The following is a 20,728-nucleotide window of genomic DNA, read 5'->3' as shown; positions in this document are numbered from 1 at the left end:
GCGACCCGGGCCCTCACGGCGAGTGAGGGCGCGTGTCATGCGGGAGGACATGGGTTGAGGTGACGGCAAGCCTCCAGCGCCCGGTAACCAACACAGGCCGGAGCAAGAGCGTGCGGCACGTCGACAGCTTCGAGATCCAGCCGCCGACTCCGCCGTCGCACAACGGCGTACCCCGGTCGGCGTGGGCCCGTGCCCGCCGTCGCGTCTCCCGCTGGCACCGCCCCTACATCGCGGTGCTGCTCCTGCTCGACTACGGTTCGGCGGCCCTGGCGAGTTTCCTCGCGATCAATGTCTTCGAACAGGCCTCCTCCGGCTTCTACGGCGCGGAGCAGAACCCGGCCTGGTTCCACACCGTCGCCTTCGGCCTCCTGCCCCTCGGCTGGTTGATCATCCTGTGGGGCAACCGGGCGTATGACCGGCGCTACCTCGGCCTCGGCCCGGACGAGTTCAAGCGGGTGGTCCGGGCCGGCGTCACCGTCGCCGCCACGGTCTCCTTCATCGCCTTCGCGACGAGGACCCTGCTCTCCCGGTGGACGGTCGGTTTCGCCCTGCTCGGGGCCCTGCTGCTGATCCTGCTCTGCCGCTTCCTGGCCCGGTTCGCCCTGCACGCCGTGCGCCGCCGCGCGGGCCACGCCGGGCACCGGATGGTGCTGGTGGGCACCCTGCCGGAGACGCTGGAGGTCTACACCGCGGTCACCCGCAACCCGGACGCCGGGCTGGTGCCGGTCGCCATCCACATCACCGACGGGTACGCCGCGGCCCGCGGCATGGAGACCCCGGTGCCGGTCTACGCCGGCCGGGACGTGCTCGCCCTGGTCCGGGAGGTCGGCGGGGACACCATCGCCGTCTGCGGCTCGGCCAGCGCCGAGCCGGGCGAGCTGCGCCGGCTGGCCTGGCAACTGGAGGGCTCCGGCGTCGACCTGGTGGTCGCCCCGCAGCTCACCGACATCGCCGGGCCGCGGGTGCACATCCGGCCGATCGAGGGCCTGCCGCTGCTGTACGTCGAGGAGCCGACCCTGTCGGGTCCGGCGCTGCTGGCCAAGAACCTGCTGGACCGGGTCGCCGCCGGGCTGGGCCTGCTGCTGCTGGTGCCGCTCTTCCTCGCCGTCGCCATCGCGATCCGGATCTCCGACCGCGGGCCGGTCTTCTTCCGCCAGCCCCGGGTCGGCCACGAGGGGCGGACCTTCCGGGTCTGGAAGTTCCGCACCATGTACGTCGACGCCGAGGAGCGGCTGGCCGGCCTGGTCGACCAGAACGAGACCGACGGCATGCTGTTCAAGATGAAGGAGGACCCCCGGGTCTTCCCGGTGGGCCGCTTCCTGCGCGCCTCGTCGCTGGACGAGCTGCCCCAGTTGATCAACGTGCTCTGGGGCGAGATGTCCCTGGTCGGGCCGCGTCCGCTTCCGGCCGACGACGGCGACTTCCTCGGCGACGTCCGCCGCCGGCTGCTGGTCCGCCCGGGTATGACCGGGCTGTGGCAGGTCTCCGGCCGATCCGACCTGTCCTGGGACGAGGCGGTCCGGCTCGACCTCTACTACGTCGACAACTGGTCGCTGGCGTACGACCTGAGCATCCTATGGCGCACGGTGGGCGTGGTGCTGGCCCGCAAGGGCGCGTACTAGCGCCCGGGCCCGCCACCCGTCAGGATCGCTGCGTGGGTGGCAACCTCTCCGCCGTGTTCGGCGTCGTCTCACTGGTCACCGCGCTGGCCGCGGCGCTCTGGGCGGTGCTGCGGCTGCGCGCCCGTCGGGGCATCGCCACGGCCACCCAGCGGGCCACGTATGAGGTGCTGCACACCGCCGGCCTGGCTGCCGAGCCGCTGCGCGGGGGGTTGAGCGCGGCGGGCGCGGCGAAGGCCGTACGTCACCTGCGGACCCTGGTGGGTGCGGCCGGGCTGGCCTTGACGGACCGGGCGGCGCTGCTCGCCCTCGACGGGCGCGGCGCGCACCACGGCGACCAACTGCTCGCGGCGGCCCGGCGGGCGGCGGCGGCCGGGCGCTCGACGGTGCTACGCGAGTCGGAGCTGCACTGCGACCTGGTGGACTGCCCGGTCCGCGGCGCGGTGGTGGCCCCGCTGAGCGCGGACGGGCGGGTGGTCGGGGCGCTGGTGGCGATCGCCGACGGCCAGCCGGCGCCCGGGCTGGTGCAGGCCACCCTGGAGACCGCGCACTGGGCCGGCGACCAGCTCGCCCTGGCCGAGCTGGACTCGTCCCGGGAACGGCTGGCGCGGGCCGAGGTGCGCGCTCTGCGCGCCCAGATCAGCCCGCACTTCATCTACAACGCGCTGACCGCGATCGGCTCGTTCGTCCGGACCGATCCGGAGCGGGCCCGGGAGTTGATCCTGGAGTTCGCCGAGTTCACCCGCTACTCGTTCCGGGCGCACGGCGAGTTCACCACCCTCGCGGAGGAGCTGCGCTCGATCGACCGCTACCTGACCATCGAGCGGGCCCGATTCGGTGACCGGCTCCAGGTGCGGCTGCAGATCGCCCCGGAGGTGCTGCCGGTCACCCTGCCGTTCCTCTGCCTCCAGCCGCTGGTGGAGAACGCGGTCCGGCACGGGTTGTCCCGCAAGCCGGGCACCGGCATGGTGAGCATCGAGGCCCGGGACGCGGGCGCGGAATGCCACATCACGGTGGAGGACGACGGAGTGGGGATGGATCCGACGACGCTCACCGCCGGCATCGCCGAGCTGGCCGGCGCCGGCAGCGACCCGACCGACGACCCGGGCCAGCACGTCGGCCTCTCCAACGTCGACGAGCGGCTGCGGTCGGCCTTCGGGGACCGGTTCGGCCTGGTCGTGGAGACGGGCCTCGGCTCGGGTACGAAGGTGAGCATGCGGGTACCGAAGTTCCACCCCGGCGTGCGGGCGAGCTCATGAATCAGACCGGGTTCCTCCGGGTGCTGGCGGTGGACGACGAACCGCCGGCGCTGGACGAGCTGGCGTACCACCTGCGGGCCGACCCTCGGGTGGCCCGGCTGCACACGGCGGGCGACGCCACCGAGGCGCTGCGGGTACTCCGGGACGGCGACGTGGATGTGGTCTTCCTGGACATCAGGATGCCCGGGCTGGACGGAATGGAACTGGCGCGGGTGCTGCGCCGGTTCGCCCGGCCGCCGGCGATCGTCTTCGTCACCGCGTACGACGACGGCGCGGTCGACGCCTTCGACCTGGGCGCCACCGACTACGTGCGCAAGCCGGTGCGGGCGGAACGGCTGGCCGAGTCGCTGCGCCGGGTGATCGGCTCCCGGGTGGTCCCGTCGCATCCGGCGGCGCTGGCCCGGGCGGAGGAGGATCCGACCATCCCGATCGAGCTGGCCGGGACGACCCGGATGCTGCCCCGGTCGGCGGTGCGCTGGGTGGAGGCGCAGGGGGACTACGCCCGGCTGCACACCGCGGACGGCTCGCACCTGGTCCGGGTGTCGCTGGCGACCCTCGCCGAGCGCTGGGCGGACGCCGGGTTCGTCCGGGTCCACCGGTCGTACCTGGTGCAGTTGAAGCTGATCGCGGAGCTGCGGCTGGTCAACTCCGGCTACGTGGTCGTGATCGACGGGGCGGAGCTGCCGGTGAGCCGCCGGCACACCCGCGAGTTGAAGGACAAGCTGGTCCGGGCGGCGAAACAGGACTGGAATCGCTGAGCCGGGAATAACCACCGCAATGGCGTACGTTGTACGGTAGGCCGTACGACACCAGTGGGAGGTCGCCCGTGTCCGCAACCCCGTCCGCCACCGCCGTGACCACGTTCGACGCCGCAGCCGAGTTCGACCGTCAGGTCGGGACGCTGCTCCGGCTCGGCTACCCGAAGCTGGCCGGGCTCACCGAGGAGGACTTCACCACGCTGGTCACCCCGCTCCGCGCCGCGGCCGTCGGCGGCCCGCCCGGTGGTGCCGGACACCGGCCGCCCACCGACGCCCGGGTGCCGTTCCTGCTGGTGATCACCCGCAACCTCGTGCCGGAGCAGGCGCGACTCGGGCTCACCACGCTCGCCGGCAAGCGGAAGCCCGGCTTCCTGGACCGCAACTTTCCCGCCGCCGACCTGCCGACCTTCGACCCGATCAAGGAGCTGGAGGCGCCGGCCGGACCGGCGTACCTGCTCTTCGACGTGGACCGGGGCGAGGAGTTCCGCAACCTGCCGCCGTCGGCCGCGCTGGAGGGGATGACCGCCCAGGACCGGCTGCCGCTCACCATCGACGAAGGGATCGCCTTCGTCACCCAGCACCCCGCCGCGCTCGCGTCCAACCGGTGCTTCTCGCTGGTCGGCTCCCGCTGCGGCGACAAGCGGGTACCGGCGCTCTGGATCAGCCAGGGCGCGCCGAAGCTCGGCTGGTGCTGGTACGGCAACCCGCACACCTGGCTCGGCTCCGCCACCGCCCACCCGGTCCGGGTGGGCCCGGCCTGACCACCGCCGGGTCGGTCGGGGAAGGTGACTCCGGTCGTCCACAGCGAACTCGCCCTCATCCACCGGGTTATCCACAGGAGTGAGGCGTTCTCCACAGGTTGTTCACAAGGCGAGCCACCGATCTCCACGGCTGGTCCCTACAGTCGGACGCCATGAAGGAACGCCGGGTACTGGTGGTCGAGGACGAACGGACCATCGCCGAGTCGGTCGCCGCCCGACTACGCGCGGAGGGCTTCACGGTGGACATCGCCGGGGACGGCCCGAGCGCCGTCGACCGGTTCCGGGCCGGACAGCACGATCTCGTCGTCCTCGACGTGATGCTGCCCGGCTTCGACGGGCTGGAGGTGTGCCGGCGGATCCAGTCCGACCGCCCGGTGCCGGTGCTGATGCTCACCGCCCGGGACGACGAGACCGACCTGCTGGTCGGGTTGGCGGTCGGCGCGGACGACTACCTGACCAAGCCGTTCTCCATGCGCGAGCTGGCGGCCCGGGTGCACGTGCTGCTGCGCCGGGTGGAGCGGGCGGCCGCCATTCCGCCGGCCACCCTGCGGCTGGGCGACATCGAGATCAGCCCGGCGGAGCGGCGGGTGGTCAAGGACGGCGCCGAGGTGCACCTGACCCCCACCGAGTTCGACCTGCTGGTGCACCTGGCCGGCCGGCCGCGCACGGTGCTGCCCCGGGAACGACTGCTCGCCGAGGTGTGGGGCTGGGCCGACGGTGCCGGCACCCGTACCGTCGACAGCCACGTCAAGGCGTTGCGCCGCAAGCTCGGCGCGGACCTCATCCGGACGGTGCACGGCGTCGGGTACGCGCTGGAGGTGCCCGCGTGACCGGCCGCCTGGTGGACCGGCTGAACCGAGTGCTGCCCAGACCGCTCGACCCGGTCCGCTCGATCAAGATGAAGCTCGGCGTCCTGCTGGTCGCCTCCTGGACGGTCGCCGTCGGCTACTTCTGGTACGGCGTCGGCTGGCTCCCGCCCGGCACGGCGCTGACCGCGATCGGCATCGCCCTGCTGACCGCCCAGGTGCTCGCCCACGGCATGACCTCCCCGCTGCGCGAGATGACCGCCGCCGCCGGGGCGATGGCCCGGGGCGACTACACCCGCCGGGTGCGGGCCACCTCCCGCGACGAGGTGGGCGAGCTGGCCCAGGCGTTCAACAAGATGGCCGCCGACCTGGCGGCCGCCGACCAGCGCCGGCGCGAGCTGATCGCGAACGTCTCGCACGAGTTGCGTACCCCGATCAGCGCCCTCCAAGGTGTGTTGGAGAACCTGGTCGACGGGGTCGCCACCCCGGAGCCGGCGGCGCTGCGCGCCGCGCTCACCCAAGCCGAACGGCTCGGGCACCTCGTCGCCGACCTGCTCGACCTGTCCCGGCTCGACGCCGGCGTGGTGCCCCTGCGCCGGGTCCGGGTGGACGTCGCCGACTTCCTCGACGAGGCGGTGGAGCACGCCGTCGCGACGGCGGCCGGCACCGGGCAGGACGTCCATTTCCGACTCCGGCCGCTGGCCGCCCCGCTGACCGTGCACGCCGACCCGTGGCGGCTGCACCAGGTCTTCGCCAATCTGCTCGACAACGCCGCCCGGCACAGCCCGCCCGGCGGGACCGTGCTCGTCGCCGCCGAGGAGCGGGCGGGGCAGCTGCACGTCGAGGTCAGCGACGAGGGCGAGGGCATCCCGGCGGCGGAACGCTCCCGGGTGTTCGAACGGTTCACCCGGGGCGAGCGGGCCGCCAGCGGCGGCACCGGGCTGGGCCTGGCCATCGCCCGCTGGGTGGTCGAACTGCACGGCGGCTCCATCCGGGTGGCCGACCCACCCACCGCCGAGACCGGCACCCGCCCCGGCTGCCGGATCGAGGTCACCCTGCCGCGTACCGAACCCGCCCGAGAAGAGGCCGCATGACCACCGCACCCCCGCCGCGACCGCCCGTGGACCCCCGACTGGCGCTGCCCGGCCCGGCGGCCCTGCGCTCGCAGCTCACCACACCGCCCGCGACGACCGGCCCCGTGCCGCAGCCGTCCGCGTGGAAGCGGCGCTGGCCGGGAGCCACCGGAGCGGCCCGGCCGGCGGTGCTCGGGGCGGTGGCGGCGGCCGCCGGGGTGAGCGCGTCGGTGGTGCCGGTGGACCGTCCGGGGCTGGGTTGGCTGGTGGCCGCCCTGGCCGGGAGCGCCGCACTCGGCACCGCCGCCGCGAAGCCCCGGACCGGCCCCGCGGCGCCAGGCGTACCGGAGAAGAGCGTCACCACCGCGGGGGCCGGCGCGGCCGCCCGTCCCGACGCCACGGGGGCGTCGGGCCGGGCGGTCCGGCTGACCTGGGCCGTCGCCACCGTCGCCCTGGCCGGGGTGGGCACGGTACGCGCCGCCGACTGGCTCTTCGCGTTCTGCGTGCTCGCCGCGGTCGGCACCGCCTCGCTCGCCGTGTCCGGCGGCCGGACCCCGCTCGGCGTGCTGACGGCGGGGGTGCTGCCGCCGATCGCCGCCCTGCGGGCACTGCCGTGGGCGGCCCGCGGCCTGCCCCGGCCGCGGCCGGACGGTCCGAGCGTCGGCCGGAGCCTGGTCAGCGTCGGCGTCACGGCCGCGCTGCTCCTCCTCTTCGGGCTGCTCTTCTCCTCCGCCGACGCGGTCTTCGCCGATCTGGTTGCCGAGGCGCTGCCGGACGTCTCCCCGCCGGGCGTGTTCGGCTGGGTGTTCCGGCTGCTGCTCGTCGGCGCGGTGCTGCTCGGTGGGGCGTACCTGCTGGCCGCGCCGCCGGACCTGGAGCTGCGGGCCGGACCGGCCCGGACGGTCCGGCGGCTGGAGTGGGCGCTGCCGCTGGCCCTGCTCGACGCGCTCTTCGCCGCGTTCGTGCTGGTGCAGCTCGCCGTCCTGTTCGGCGGTTCCGGCCACGTGCTGCGCACCGCCGGCCTCACCTACGCCGAGTACGCCCGCGGTGGCTTCTGGCAGCTGCTGACGGTCTCCGCGCTGACCCTGCTGGTGATCGCCGGGGCCACCCGCTGGGCGCCCCGACGCAGCCGCGCCGACCGGGTGCTGATCCGGGTGCTGATCGGCGGGCTCACCGTGCTGAGCCTGGTGGTCGTCGCCTCCGCGCTCTACCGGATGCGGGTCTACACCGACGCGTACGGGGCGACCCGGCTGCGGCTGGTGGTGGCCACCGTCGAGCTCTGGCTCGGGCTGCTCTTCGTGCTCGTGGGAGTGGCCACGGTCCGGCTCCGGGGCGACTGGCTGCCCCGGCTCGTGCTCGGCGCGGCGGTGGTCGCGCTGCTGGGTCTGGCGGTGGTGAACCCGGACCGGTTGATCGCCGACTGGAACGTGGACCGCTACCAGCGGATCGACCGGCTGGACGTGGGCTACCTGTCGCAGCTGTCCGCCGACGCCGTACCGGCGCTGGACCGGCTGCCGGAGCCGCTGCGGTCCTGCGCGCTGCGGGACATCGCCGGGCAGCTGCCGGCGGACGGGTGGCGCAGCGGAAACCTCGGCCGGGCCCGGGCCCGCGCGCTGCTCGGACCCGACCCGGCCGAGGCGGACGTCGTGGCCTGCCCGAACCTGCGCTGGTGAGCCAGGGGGGCGGTGCACCCGGACCGCTGAGCGCCGCCCCTTGACATTCCCGGCGGGCGGGCGAGACTGCCGGGGATGACCGGAGCGGAGGAACAGGACCGCCCGGGGCGGCCCGGGGTCGCCCCGGTGCCGACGCCGCGCCCGCCGGGGCCGCCCCGGCGGACCCGGATCGTGCTGGCCGAGGTGTCCCGCCGGGACAGCCCTGCCGACCGCACCCGCACCGAGCTGGCCCAGCAGACCCGGGTCGGCGAGGCGCTGGTCCAGGGCCTGGTCCGGGCGCAGCTCGCGCTGGCGCTCCGGCTGAGCCTGGTGGTGCTGATCGCGCTCGGCGGACTGCCCTGGCTCTTCGCCATCGCGCCCTCGGTCGGCCGGCTCACCGTGCTCGGGGTCAACCTGCCATGGCTGCTGCTCGGGGTGGCCTCGTTCCCGTTCCTGATCGCGGTCGGCTGGGCGTACGTGCGGTGGGCGGAACGGAACGAGCAGGACTTCACCGACCTGGTCCAGCGGCCGGAGCGCTGAGGTGGGCAACGGGTACGTGGTCCCCGCGATCGTGGCGGTCACCCTGGTCACCGTCGGGATCGGCTTCTACGGGCTGCGGCTGGCGCGGACCACCTCCGACTTCCTGGTCGCCTCCCGGGCGATCAGCCCGACCTGGAACGCCGCCGCGATCGGCGGGGAGTACCTCTCCGCGGCGAGCTTCCTGGGCGTGGCCGGGCTGATCCTCAAATACGGCGTGGACGTGCTCTGGTACCCGGTCGGTTTCGCCGCCGGATACCTGGCGCTGCTGCTCTTCGTGGCGGCCCCGCTGCGTCGGTCGGGGGCGTTCACCCTGCCGGACTTCTGCGAGGTGCGGCTGGGCTCCCGGCGGCTGCGGAAACTGGCCACCGTCTTCGTGATCTTCATCGGCTGGCTCTACCTGGTGCCGCAGTTGCAGGGCGCCGGGCTGACCCTGGCCACGGTGGCCGGCTCGCCGTACCCGGTGGGTGCGCTGCTGGTCGCGGTGGTGGTCACCGGGAACGTGGCGCTCGGCGGGATGCGGGCGATCACCTTCGTCCAGGCCTTTCAATACTGGCTGAAGCTGACCGCGCTGGCCGTACCGGCGATCTTCCTGGCGTTGCAGTGGCAGGCCGACGCCCGCCCGGCGGTGACCCCGCCCGACGGGCCGGCGTTCCGGACCGCGACCACCGTCGTGGTCGAGCACCGCGCCACCCTCACCCTCACCGACGGCGACGTCCGAGAGGTACGCCCGGGCGACCGCCTCGAATTCGCGGCCGGCGACCCGGTGCCGGAGGTCGCCGGCACGGCCACCCGGGCGACGGACTGGCTGCTGCCCGACACCGCCGGGGACGACGACCGGGGGCTCTTCGCGACGTACTCGCTGATCCTGGCCACCTTCCTCGGCACCATGGGCCTGCCGCACGTGCTGGTGCGCTTCTACACCAACCCGGACGGCGCGGCGGCCCGCCGCACCACACTGGTGGTGCTCGCCCTGGTCGGGGTCTTCTACCTGCTGCCCACGATCTACGGCGTGCTGGGCCGGATCTACACGCCGCAACTGCTGGTGACGGGGCAGACCGACGCGGTGGTGGTGCTGCTGCCCGGGGCGACGCTCGGGGGCGGCACGACCGGGCGGCTGCTGGCCGCGCTGGTCGCCGCCGGGGCGTTCGCCGCCTTCCTCTCCACCTCGTCCGGGCTGCTCACCAGCGTCGCCGGGGTGATTTCCACGGACGTGTTCGGGCGCGGCTCGGTACGCGGCTTCCGGCTGGCCACGGTGATCGCCGGCGGGGTGCCGGCGGTGCTCGCGCTGAACGTCTCCGGGCTGGACGTCTCCCAGGTGGTGGGGCTGGCCTTCGCGGTGGCCGCGTCGAGTTTCTGCCCGCTGCTGGTGCTGGGCATCTGGTGGCGCGGGCTGACCGACCTGGGCGCGGCGGCCGGGGTGCTGGTCGGCGGTGGCGCGGCGATCGGCGCCGTGCTGGTCACGGTCCTCGGGCCGCCGCTGAGCGGGTGGCCGGCGACGCTGACCACCCAGCCGGCGGCGTGGACGGTGCCGCTGGCGTTCACCGTGATGGTGGCGGTGTCGGTGGCCACCCGCCGCCGGCTCCCCGCCGACGTCGGCGCGACGATGCTGCGCCTGCACGCCCCGGAGACGCTGCGACTCTGACCCGTCGGTCTCGACTGCCGGAACGCCTGGCCGGGCTGGACGTGCTGCCGCTGGACCGCTGACCGGGTACGACCCGGGCCGCGATCGGCCTCCTGCCCGGGTAGGAGATCGAGGTCGTTCCGTGGCCGGAGAGATCACTGGCACCGGCGGACTAACGTCGGGACATGACCCAAGAGCACCCCGCGCTCGCGTTGCGCGGCCTGGCCAAGCGGTTCGACACCAAGGTGGCGGTCGCCGGGGTCGACCTGGACGTGCCGGCCGGCTCGTTCTACGGGCTGCTCGGCCCGAACGGGGCGGGCAAGACGACGACCCTCTCCATGGCCGTCGGCCTGCTGCGGCCCGACGCCGGCCAGGCCCGGGTGCTCGGGTACGACGTGTGGGCCGACCCGGTCCGCGCCAAGAGCCTGCTCGGCGTGATGCCGGACGGCGTACGGCTCTTCGACCGGCTCAGCGGGGCGGAGCTGCTGGCGTACCACGGTCTGCTGCGCGGCATGGACCCGGCGGTGGTCGACCAGCGGGCGGCGGAACTGCTCGACGTGCTGGCGCTCACCGACGCCGGCCGGACCCTGGTGGTGGACTACTCGGCCGGCATGAAGAAGAAGATCGGCCTGGCCTGCGCGCTGCTGCACGGGCCCCGGCTGCTGGTGCTGGACGAGCCGTTCGAGGCGGTCGACCCGGTGTCGGCGGCGCTGATCCGCGACATCCTGCACCGGTACGTCACCGGCGGCGGCACGGTGGTCTTCTCCAGCCACGTGATGGAGGTCGTCGAGCGGCTCTGCTCGCACGTGGCGATCCTCGCCGACGGGACCATCAAGCGGGTCGGCACGCTCGACCAGGTGCGCGGGGACCGACCCCTGGAGGAGGTCTTCGTCGAGGTGGTCGGCGGACGGACCGCGACGGGCGAGGAGCTGTCGTGGCTGTCCCGGTGACCGCGCCGGCCGAGCCGGCCCGGCGGGTCTCCGCCCGGCACTTCGTCCGGCTCAAGCTGCGGGTGCTCGGCAACAACTTCCGCGGCCAGGGCTGGCGGATCGCCCTCTTCGTGGTCGGCATGCTGGGCGGGCTCTGGTTCGCCGCCGGCGGCTTCTTCGCGCTGGCGGCGCCCGGCCTGGCCGGCGAGCCCCGGTACGCGCTGCTGACCGCCGCCTTCGGCGGGGGCCTGCTGGTGTTCGGCTGGCTGCTGCTGCCGCTGGTCTTCTTCGGCGTGGACGAGACGCTCGACCCGGCCCGGTTCGCGCTGCTGCCGCTGAGCCGCCGCACCCTGGTCACTGGCCTGTTCGCGGCCGCCCTGGTCAGCGTGCCGGTGCTGGCGACGCTGGTGGCGGTGTCCGGGCTGGTGGTCACCGCCGGCGCGTTGGGCGGCTGGGCGGCCGGCCTGGTCGCGGTCGTCGGGGTGGTCGCCGGGCTGCTGCTCTGCGTGGCGGCGGCCCGTGCGGTGACCAGCGCCTTCGCCACCATGCTCCGCTCCCGCCGGGTACGCGACCTGGCCGCCGTGCTGCTGGCCGTGGTCGCCGCCCTGCTCGGGCCGTTGCAGATCGCGGTGCTGGCGGCGGTCCGACAGGCCGACTGGGACCGGCTGACCGGGGTGGCCCGGGTGATCGGCTGGACCCCGTTCGGGGCGCCGTGGACCGCCGGCATCGACGTGGCCGAGGGGCGGGTGTGGGCCGGCCCGGTCAAGCTGCTGATCACCGCGCTGACCATCGGCGCGCTGCTGCTGTGGTGGTCGCGGTCGCTGGAGTCGGCGATGGTCGGCACCGTCAGCGCCGGCCCGGCCCGCGAGCCGCGCGGTCCGTTCGCCCGCGACGGGCGGGCCGCAGCCGGTGGGGCGGTCGCTCAACTCTTCCCGCGCGCCGTCGGCTGGGCCCGGCGGGACCGGTTCGGCGCCCTGGTCGCCCGGGAGTGCCGCTACTGGTGGCGGGACGCCCGGCGACGGGCCAACCTGATCACCATCGCGGTGGTCGGCATCTTCGTGCCGGTGATGGTCAACCTGGGCGGCTCCCGGCTCGCCACCGACGGCGGGCAGGCGTTCGGCGAGGCCACCGCGGACTCCTCGCCGGTCCTGGTCAGCCTCTCGATGCTCTTCGTCGGGGTGCTCGCCTCGGTGACCCTGGCCAACCAGTTCGGCTTCGACGGCAGCGCGTACGCGGCGAACGTGGTGGCCGGCGTGCCGGGGCGGCTGGAGCTGCGGGCCCGGATGACCGCGTTCTCGCTGTACGTGGTGCCGATCCTGGGCGTGGTCGCGGTCGTCCTCGCCACGCTGCTCGGGCACCCGGCCTGGCTGGGCGTGATGGCCGGCGCGCTGCTCGCCGCGTACGGCAGCGGGCTGGCGATCAACGGCTTCGTCTCGGTGCTCGGCGCGTACGCGCTGCCGGAGACGAGCAACCCGTTCGCGATGAACACCGGCGCCGGGGTGGCGAAGAGTTTCCTCACCCTGCTGTCCATGGTCGCCTCGGCGGCCGCGGCGGTGCCGACGGTGGTGGCCGCGGCGCTGCTGGGCGACCTCTGGCTCTGGCTGGCCCTGCCGGTCGGCCTGGCGTACGGGCTGGGCGCGGCGCTGCTCGGCTCGTACCTGGCCGGCGACGTGCTGGACCGCCGCCAGCCGGACCTGCTGGCCGCCGTCACCCCCCGCCGCTGACCGGTCTCTGGTCCCTCTCGGCGGGCGCGTTCACCACCGTCTGGCGTTCCGGCGCCGGTCGCCGAGCGGATCGGCGTCCGGCTGCTCGGGTCGCAGCGCCAGACATGCCGGCGAGCGATATGACTGACAGGCATAATTATGACGCTCAGGCATATCGCTCTCCGGTACGCCGGCTTCCGCCCGCTGGCGGCCGAGCGCCGGCGCAAGGAACCGGCCACGGTCCGCGCGACGCCCGACACCACGGGCACGGCCGTCGCGATGCCCCGCCGACCTGCACGACCGCTTCCTCGGTTGGGCGCGGGCCCGGGGCGGCACAATGTTTCACGTGAATCATGAGCCGGGTGCCGAGATCCACCACACCGACCCGTTCGCCGTGCCGGCCGGGCAGCGTTCCCCGGTACGCCGGCTGCGCGGGCGGCTCGCCACCCCGGTCACCCTCTGGACCGCGCCGGGGCCGGCCGGGCTGACCGTCTCGTCCACCCTGGTCGCCGAGGGCGAACCGGACCGGCTGCTCGGGCTGGTCGACCCGGAGGCGGACCTGTGGGCCGCGATCGAGGAGGCGGGCCGCTTCGCGGTCTGCCCGCTGGGCCCGTCGCACCGGCAGCTCGCCGACCGGTTCGCCGGCCTCTTCCCGTCCCCCGGCGGTCTCTTCGCCACCGGGCCGTGGACCGAGACCCCCTACGGCCCGGTGCCGGCCGACGGCGGCGGGTGGGCTGGCTGCCGGCTCGACACCGCCCGGGAGTACGGCTGGGGGCTGCTGGTCGAGGCCACCATCGAGGCGGTCGACCTGGTCGAGGAGACCGCCCCGCTGCTGCACTACCGGGGCCGGTACCGCGAGCTGACCGACTGAGCGGCGACCGGTCAACGGAGTGACCTGAGTCACTCGGCGCAGCCGGACCACCGTTCGGCGCAACCGGCGACCGACGTCGATCCCGGCCTTCCCCGGCGGGGAGCGCGCTCCTTACCGTGCGCGAAACTCCCCACGCCTGTGAAGGTGGTGATCCACAGATGTCCACGGACACACCCGCGTCCGCGCCGGCCGAATCCGCCGCGGAGCGGTACCTCGCCGTACAGCGGTCGGACGAGTTCGCCGGGTTGCGGCGCGCGCTACGCGGCTTCGTCTTCCCGATGACCGTCGCGTTCTTCCTGTGGTACGCGCTCTACGTCATCCTCTCCGCGTACGCGCGGGGCTTCATGGGCGCGAAGCTCATCGGCAACATCAACGTCGCCCTCGTCTTCGGCCTGCTCCAGTTCGTCTCGACGTTCGTGATCGCCTGGCTCTACTCGCGGTTCGCCGACCGGCGGATCGACCCGGTCGCCGACCGGATCCGCGCCGAGATCGGGGAGGTGACCCATGAGCACGGTCCTCGCGGCTGAGGCGGGCAGCACCACCGCCCGGAACCTCACCATCACGCTCTTCCTGATCTTCGTGGCGATCACGCTGGCCATCACCGTCTGGGCCAGCCGGCAGACGAAGACGGCGACCGACTTCTACGCCGGCGGTCGTTCCTTCTCCGGCTTCCAGAACGGCATGGCGATCGGCGGCGACTACATGTCGGCCGCCTCCTTCCTGGGCATCGCCGGGATCATCGCCCTCTACGGCTACGACGGCTTCCTCTACTCCATCGGCTTCCTGGTGGCCTGGCTGGTGGCGCTGCTGCTCGTCGCCGAACTGCTGCGCAACTCCGGCCGATACACGATGGCCGACGTGCTGGCGTTCCGGATGCGCCAGCGCCCGGTCCGCACGGCCGCCGCGGTCTCCACCATCACGGTGTCGATCTTCTACCTGCTGGCCCAGATGGTCGGCGCGGGCGCGCTGGTAGCGCTGCTGCTCGGCATCAAGCCGGGCACCACCTTCCTCGGCATGGACGCCGACACGGCCAAGATCGCCACCATCATCATGGTCGGCGCCCTGATGATCATCTACGTCACCGTGGGCGGCATGAAGGGCACCACGTACGTCCAGATCGTCAAGGCCTTCCTGCTGATGACCGGCGCGGTCGTGATGACCCTGCTGGTGCTGGCGAAGTACAAGTTCAACCTGTCCTCGCTGCTCGGCGACGCCGCCTCCGCCTCCGGCAAGGGCGCGAACTTCCTCGAACCCGGCCTGCGGTACGGCGTGGAGACGCCCGGCGACGCGCTGAAGACCTTCTACAGCAAGATGGACCTGCTCTCGCTCGGCATCGCGCTGGTGCTCGGCACCGCCGGCCTGCCGCACATCCTGATCCGCTTCTACACCGTGCCGACCGCCAAGGCGGCCCGGAAGAGCGTGCTCTGGGCGATCGGCATCATCGGCACGTTCTACCTGCTCACCCTGGCCCTCGGCTTCGGCGCGGCCGCCCTGGTCGGCGGGAAGGCGATCACCGCGCAGGACAAGGCCGGCAACACCGCCGCGCCGCAGCTCGCGGAGGCACTGGGCAAGGACTTCTTCGGCGGCAGCCTGGGCGGTGCCACCCTGCTGGCGATCATCGCGGCGGTCGCCTTCGCCACCATCCTGGCGGTGGTCGCCGGGCTCACCCTGGCCTCCTCGTCCAGCCTGGCGCACGACTTCTACGCCAACGTGATCAAGAACGGGCAGGCGTCCGAGCGGCAGGAGGTGACCGTCGCGCGGATCTCCGCCCTGGTCATCGGCGCGATCTCGATCGCGCTGTCGATCTACGCGCAGAGCCTGAACGTGGCGTTCCTGGTGGCGCTGGCCTTCGCCGTCGCCGCCTCCGGCAACCTGCCGGCGATCCTCTACAGCCTGTTCTGGCGGCGGTTCAACACCTCCGGCGCGGTCTGGGCGATCTACGGCGGCCTGCTCGCCGCCGTGGTGCTGGTCTTCTTCTCCCCGGTGGTCTCCGGGGCGCCGACGGCCATGTTCCCCAAGCACGACTGGCACTGGTTCCCGCTGTCCAACCCGGGCCTCATCTCCATCCCGTTCGGCTTCCTCTGCGGCTGGATCGGGACGCTGCTCTCCAAGGAGAACGACGAGGAGAAGTACGCGGAGCTGGAGGTCCGCGCCCTCACCGGCGCGGGTGCCCACTGACGCTCACCTGTTAAAAGGGGCCCCCTGCTATACGTGAGGCGTTAACAGGGGGCCCCTGCCTGCGTCCCGGCGCTGAGTAGGCTGGCCGGCATGAAGGTAGAGCCCCGCTTCGGACCCGGACACCGAATCCTCGTCACCGGCGGAGCCGGCTTCGTGCCGTCCCACCTGGTCGACGCCCTCATCGCCCGCGGCTGCACCGTCGTGGTACTGGACAACTTCGTCACGGGTTCCAAGGACAACGTCGCCCACCTGTTCGAGAGGCCGACCTTCACCCTGGTCGAGGCGGACATCTCCGAGGGGCTGCCGACCGACCACCCGGCGCTGGCCGAGCGCTTCGACGCGATCCTGCACATGGCCTCCCCGGCCAGCCCCACCGACTTCGAGAAGCTGCCGGTGGAGATCCTTCGGGTCGGCTCGGTGGCCACCCTGCACCTGCTGGAGCGGGCCACCGCCGACGGCGCCCGGTTCCTGATGGCCTCCACCTCCGAGGCGTACGGGGACCCGAAGGAGCACCCGCAGCGCGAGACGTACTGGGGCAACGTCAACCCGATCGGCGTGCGCAGCGTCTACGACGAGGCGAAGCGCTTCTCGGAGGCGGCCACCATGGCGTACCACCGCAGCCGGGGCACGGACACCGCGATCGTGCGGATCTTCAACACGTACGGCCCGCGGATGCGCCCGGACGACGGCCGGGCGATCCCGACCTTCATCTCCCAGGCGCTGCGTGGCGAGCCGATCACCGTGCACGGCACCGGCAACCAGACCCGCTCGATCTGCTACGTCGACGACCTGGTGCGCGGCATCCTGCTGCTGCTCGACTCCACCGAGACGGGCCCGATCAACTGCGGCACCGAGCACGAGATGTCGATGCGGCAACTCGCCGAGCTGATCGTGTCACTCTCCGGAAGCAGCTCCGAGGTGAGCTACATCACCCGCAGCGCGGACGACCCGGAGATGCGCCGGCCGGACCTCACCCTCGCCCGGGAACTGCTCGGATACGAGCCCACGGTGGCGCCCGAAGACGGCCTCGGACGCACGATCGAGTATTTCCGCGAGCGGCTAGGGTACTGATCCAGGCTGGAAGGACGCTGACACCGGCCGCACCTGAGAGCGCCACTGGCTCGAGCGACCTACCCTCGGTTACATGTCAGCGACCGCCTCTGTCGGCCTCCCGCTCCCGTACCTGGTCCGGAGCGCGGGTCGCGCCCAGGTCCCCGGCTCCGGCCGGGGCGCCGCCGGGCGCGCCCGCGCCACCGAGGCCCAGTGGTATCCGTCGTACGACGAGGAGCCGCGCCCCGGCGGCCCCGCCGGGCCGGGCGGGCCCTCCGGTCCGGGCGGCCCGGGCGGCGGCGCCGGCGGGCCGGGACGACGTGGCCCGCGCCCGCGCTGGGGCCGGATCGGTCTGGTGGCCGGCGTCGCGGTGCTGGTGCTCGCGCTGCTCGGCGGCGCGGGCGCCTGGTTCTACGCGCGCAACCTCAACGGCGACCTGGCCCGCACCGACCCCTTCTCGCAGATCACCGGGGGCCGGCCGGCCAAGACGGTCGACGGCGCGCTGAACATCCTGCTGGTCGGCAGCGACTCCCGGGACCCGGACGCCCCGGTGGAGAGCGCCGGCAAGTGGCGGGCGGACACGCTGATCGTGATGCACATCCCGGCCGACCACAAGCAGGCCTACCTGGTGTCCATCCCGCGCGACCTCTACGTGCGGATCCCGGAGAACGCGGGCGCCGACTGCGACTCCGGGCAGCGCGCGAAGGTCAACGCGGCGTTCGCGTTCGGTGGCCTGCCGCTCGCGGTGAAGACGGTGGAGTGCTTCAGCGACGTGCGTATCGACCACGTCATGGCGATCGACTTCGCGGGCTTCAAGGAGGTCACCGACGCGCTCGGCGGGGTGGACCTGAAGGTGGAGCGGACCATCACCTCGATCCACAAGCCGTACCGGACGTTCACCAAGGGCGTGAACCACATGGACGGCGCGGAGGCGCTGGACTGGATCCGGCAGCGCAAGCAGTTCCCCGAGGGCGACTTCGCCCGGATGCGCCACCAGCAGGAATTCCTCAAGGCGCTGATGGACAAGGCGGCGAGCACCGGCACATTGACCAGCCCCAGGAAGCTGAACGCTTTCCTCAAGTCGGTGACCGACGCGGTCACCGTCGACCAGGGCTTCTCGCTGGTCGATATGGCGATGCAGTTCCGCAGCCTGCGCGGGGAGAACCTGACCTTCATCACCAGCCCCAACGTGGGCAGCCAGACGATCAATGGCGAGTCGGTAGTGGTCTCCGACCGGGAGAAGGCCCTCGCGATGTACCAGGCGATGTCGGCGGACACCATGGCCGACTGGGTGAAGGCCAACCAGGAGAGTGGCGCGGGGAACGGCGGCTGAAACCCATCCCTCCGGAACACTCCACCGGTCGGCGGTCAAGGCTCCTCCACGGCGAGCCAACCGCCGACCGGTTGCTTTCAATTAGCCGTTCGGTCGAACCGCCGGGACAAGTGCCGGGATTGGCGGCAATAGTTCCGCGGGGAGGTCGCAAGAACGATAACGGGTACGTACAGTGGTCGAGCCCCCGATCATCGAGCTGGAGCACGCATGCCGGTCCAGACCAGCCGTCGCCCTCAGTCACCGGATCCCGGAGCACCCGGCCGGGTGCCGCCCCTCATCCCGACGCAGCCCGGCCCCGGCGGCCGGGGCGGCGGCGGAGCCAAGAAGAGCAACCGTCGCAAGGACCCGCTCTGGGCCCGGCTGACGCTCATTTTCGGCGCGGTGCTGATGATGACCAGCGGCCTCGCCATCGTCGGCAGCAAGGCCGTGATCGGCCAGGCCACCAGCAACATCGCCCAGCGCAACCTGCTCGGCGAGGCGGGCAAGACCGACGCCGAGGGCGGCAACAGCCTCGACGGCCCGATCGACATGCTGCTGCTCGGCGTCGACGCCCGGGAGCGCTGGGCCGCCGACGACGTCCGTTCGGACACGATCATCATCCTGCACATCCCGGCCAGCCACGACCAGGCGTACCTGATCTCGATCCCCCGGGACACCGAGGCGCAGATCCCACCGTTCGAGAAGAGCGGGTACAAGGGCGGTACGGACAAGATCAATGCGGCCTTCCAGGCAGGCGCCCGCAACGGCGGCGGCTGGGAAGGCGGCGCCCAGCTGATGGCCAAGACCATCAAGAAGATGACCGGGATCAGCTTCGACGGCGCCGCGATCATCAACTTCGGCGGCTTCAAGAACGTCATCGACGCCCTCGGCACCGTCCGGATCTGCGTCAGCCACGAGGTCAAGTCGCACCACATGATGATGGTCGATGGCAAGCCGATGTGGAACGCCGACGCGAAGAAGACCGGCAAGCCGATGACGCCGGTGGTGCACAAGAAGGGCTGCAAGGAGATGGCGGGCTGGGAGGCGCTCGACTACGCCCGCCAGCGCTACGGCCTGCCGAACAGCGACTACGACCGCCAGCAGAACCAGCAGCAGCTGATCAAGGCGATGGCCAAGAAGGCCACCCAGAACGGCACGCTGACCAACCCGATCAAGCTGAACCAGCTGATCAAGGCGGCCGGCAAGGCCTTCATCCTGGACACCGGCGGCGTCCCGATCGACGACTTCATCTTCACCATGAAGGGCGTCAACGGCAACGACCTCACCACGCTGCGCACCAACGGCGGCACCTACAGCCCCAACGCGGACCACACGCGGGAGTCCCTCAACCAGCTCAGCATGGACATGTTCAAGGCGGTCAAGAACGACAAGCTCGCCGAGTTCGTGGTGGCCAACCCGAGCGTCCTCTCCACCCGTAAGTGATCCGGCGTCCCGGCGGTGGCTGCACGAAAGCGGCCACCGCCGGCGTGTTTCACCCGTAGCCTGACGTGAGCGGTTCTCACGTCACGGCTGCGGGAGGGGTGTCACGTCCAGGCCAGCACGGACCAGACGCGGGCGGCCCGGACGGGGCGTCCGCCTCCCCCGGCTCCTGCTCGGCAGCGGCCTCGCCCTGATCCTGCTCGCCACCCTCGCCGTGGCCGCGCTGCACTGGCTGACCAACCGGTACGACCGCTCCGTGGTCAAGGAGCAGCTGCTCGACCCCAGCGCCAGACAGCGGCGCACCGACCTCCACGGCGCGCTCAACTACCTCCTCGTCGGCTCCGACCACCGCCCCGGCGCCAACGCCGAGGACCAGCGTTCCGACACCGTCCTCATCGTCCACGTGCCGGCCGGCATGCGGCAGGCGTACCTGATCTCGATCCCCCGGGACCTGCTGGTCACCATCCCGCCCGCGCCGGGCTACGGCGGCGGCCAGGACAAGATCAATGCGGCGTACGAGCACGGCGGCGGTGGGCAGGCCGGTGCCCGACTGCTCTCCGCCACCCTGACCCGGCTCACCGGCATCCGCTTCGACGGGGCCGCGCTGGTCGACTTCTCCGGCTTCAAGGAGGTCATCGACCTGCTCGGCGGCATCCGGATGTGCGTGGACACCGAGGTCCGCTCGATCCACACGAAGACCCTCTTCACCCCCGGCTGCCAGCAGATGGACGGCGCCCGCACGCTGGACTACATCCGGCAGCGCTACGACCTGCCCGGCGGCGACTACGACCGGCAGCGGCACCAGCAGCAGATGCTCCGCGCCGTGCTGGACAAGGCCGGCGAGACACACCTGCGCAGCGACCCGGTGAAGCTCGACCAGGTGCTCCGGGCGGTGGGCGGTTCGCTGACCGTGGACACCAACGGCGTACCGCTGGAGGACCTGCTCCTCGCGTTCCGGGCGCTGCCCGCGGACGCGCTGAGCGGGGTGCAGGTCCCGTCGTACCCGCGGACCATCGACGAGGTCTCCTACGTCGTGCTCGACAACGGCGGCAACGGGCTCTTCGACGCGGTCCGGGGCACCCGGCTGCCCGAGTGGGCCGGGGCCAATTCCCGCTGGGTCAACCGGTTGTGACCGGACCGGCCCGACTAGGCTTGG

18 protein-coding genes are annotated in these 20,728 nt (G+C 72.7%); all 18 read left to right on the top strand.

Annotated features, from left to right (window positions below; genetic code table 11):
• Nucleotides 1-110 precede the first annotated feature (110 nt).
• Nucleotides 111-1,622 (top strand): sugar transferase, encoded by a 1,512-nt coding sequence (locus tag OG799_RS29515; RefSeq protein WP_406039669.1) that lies wholly within the window; start codon nucleotides 111-113, stop codon nucleotides 1,620-1,622.
• 32 nt (nucleotides 1,623-1,654) lie between these two features.
• Nucleotides 1,655-2,878, top strand: coding sequence for a sensor histidine kinase (locus tag OG799_RS29510; protein ID WP_406039667.1), 1,224 nt, complete (start codon nucleotides 1,655-1,657; stop codon nucleotides 2,876-2,878).
• Nucleotides 2,875-3,636 (top strand): LytR/AlgR family response regulator transcription factor, encoded by a 762-nt coding sequence (locus OG799_RS29505; RefSeq protein ID WP_406039665.1) that lies wholly within the window; start codon nucleotides 2,875-2,877, stop codon nucleotides 3,634-3,636. Before OG799_RS29510 ends, OG799_RS29505 begins: the two co-directional genes overlap by 4 nt.
• 68 nt (nucleotides 3,637-3,704) lie before the next feature.
• Complete coding sequence (locus OG799_RS29500) at nucleotides 3,705-4,397, top strand: DUF5701 family protein (protein ID WP_406039663.1); 693 nt, start codon at nucleotides 3,705-3,707, stop codon at nucleotides 4,395-4,397.
• A gap of 152 nt (nucleotides 4,398-4,549) precedes the next feature.
• Complete coding sequence (locus OG799_RS29495; RefSeq protein ID WP_406039661.1) at nucleotides 4,550-5,227, top strand: response regulator transcription factor; 678 nt, start codon at nucleotides 4,550-4,552, stop codon at nucleotides 5,225-5,227.
• 68 nt (nucleotides 5,228-5,295) lie between these two features.
• Nucleotides 5,296-6,297 (top strand): ATP-binding protein, encoded by a 1,002-nt coding sequence (locus OG799_RS29490; RefSeq protein ID WP_406046447.1) that lies wholly within the window; start codon nucleotides 5,296-5,298, stop codon nucleotides 6,295-6,297.
• Nucleotides 6,294-7,949, top strand: a complete 1,656-nt coding sequence (locus tag OG799_RS29485; protein WP_406039659.1) for a DUF4153 domain-containing protein — start codon at nucleotides 6,294-6,296, stop codon at nucleotides 7,947-7,949. Before OG799_RS29490 ends, OG799_RS29485 begins: the two co-directional genes overlap by 4 nt.
• A 75-nt stretch (nucleotides 7,950-8,024) precedes the next feature.
• The gene (locus tag OG799_RS29480; protein ID WP_406039657.1) at nucleotides 8,025-8,468 is read left to right on the top strand and encodes a hypothetical protein; all 444 of its coding nucleotides are present in this window, start codon (nucleotides 8,025-8,027) and stop codon (nucleotides 8,466-8,468) included.
• A 1-nt stretch (nucleotide 8,469) separates the two neighbouring features.
• Complete coding sequence (locus OG799_RS29475) at nucleotides 8,470-10,110, top strand: cation acetate symporter (RefSeq protein WP_406039655.1); 1,641 nt, start codon at nucleotides 8,470-8,472, stop codon at nucleotides 10,108-10,110.
• A gap of 164 nt (nucleotides 10,111-10,274) precedes the next feature.
• The gene (locus OG799_RS29470; RefSeq protein ID WP_406039653.1) at nucleotides 10,275-11,039 is read left to right on the top strand and encodes an ABC transporter ATP-binding protein; all 765 of its coding nucleotides are present in this window, start codon (nucleotides 10,275-10,277) and stop codon (nucleotides 11,037-11,039) included.
• The gene (locus OG799_RS29465) at nucleotides 11,024-12,742 is read left to right on the top strand and encodes an ABC transporter permease (protein WP_406039651.1); all 1,719 of its coding nucleotides are present in this window, start codon (nucleotides 11,024-11,026) and stop codon (nucleotides 12,740-12,742) included. The genes OG799_RS29470 and OG799_RS29465 overlap by 16 nt, the downstream gene beginning before the upstream one ends.
• A gap of 271 nt (nucleotides 12,743-13,013) precedes the next feature.
• Complete coding sequence (locus OG799_RS29460) at nucleotides 13,014-13,592, top strand: flavin reductase family protein (RefSeq protein ID WP_406046446.1); 579 nt, start codon at nucleotides 13,014-13,016, stop codon at nucleotides 13,590-13,592.
• Between the two features lie 158 nt (nucleotides 13,593-13,750).
• Entirely contained in the window at nucleotides 13,751-14,119 is a 369-nt protein-coding gene (locus OG799_RS29455) for a DUF485 domain-containing protein (protein WP_109803791.1), read from the top strand.
• The gene (locus tag OG799_RS29450) at nucleotides 14,097-15,770 is read left to right on the top strand and encodes a cation acetate symporter (RefSeq protein ID WP_406039649.1); all 1,674 of its coding nucleotides are present in this window, start codon (nucleotides 14,097-14,099) and stop codon (nucleotides 15,768-15,770) included. Before OG799_RS29455 ends, OG799_RS29450 begins: the two co-directional genes overlap by 23 nt.
• A gap of 90 nt (nucleotides 15,771-15,860) precedes the next feature.
• Nucleotides 15,861-16,841, top strand: a complete 981-nt coding sequence (locus OG799_RS29445; RefSeq protein ID WP_406039647.1) for an NAD-dependent epimerase/dehydratase family protein — start codon at nucleotides 15,861-15,863, stop codon at nucleotides 16,839-16,841.
• A 73-nt stretch (nucleotides 16,842-16,914) separates the two neighbouring features.
• Nucleotides 16,915-18,153: an LCP family protein gene (locus OG799_RS29440; protein ID WP_406039645.1), complete on the top strand. Its 1,239-nt coding sequence runs from the start codon at nucleotides 16,915-16,917 to the stop codon at nucleotides 18,151-18,153.
• Nucleotides 18,154-18,360: 207 nt separating this feature from the next.
• Entirely contained in the window at nucleotides 18,361-19,575 is a 1,215-nt protein-coding gene (locus OG799_RS29435) for an LCP family protein (protein WP_406039643.1), read from the top strand.
• Nucleotides 19,576-19,765: 190 nt separating this feature from the next.
• Complete coding sequence (locus OG799_RS29430; RefSeq protein ID WP_406046445.1) at nucleotides 19,766-20,704, top strand: LCP family protein; 939 nt, start codon at nucleotides 19,766-19,768, stop codon at nucleotides 20,702-20,704.
• The last annotated feature ends 24 nt before the right edge of the window (nucleotides 20,705-20,728 follow it).

Source organism: Micromonospora sp. NBC_00898, from assembly GCF_045207895.1.
Taxonomy (GTDB): Bacteria; Actinomycetota; Actinomycetes; order Mycobacteriales; family Micromonosporaceae; genus Micromonospora.
Note: the sequence above shows the minus strand (reverse complement) of the source record. Positions and strands in the feature narration are given on the sequence as shown.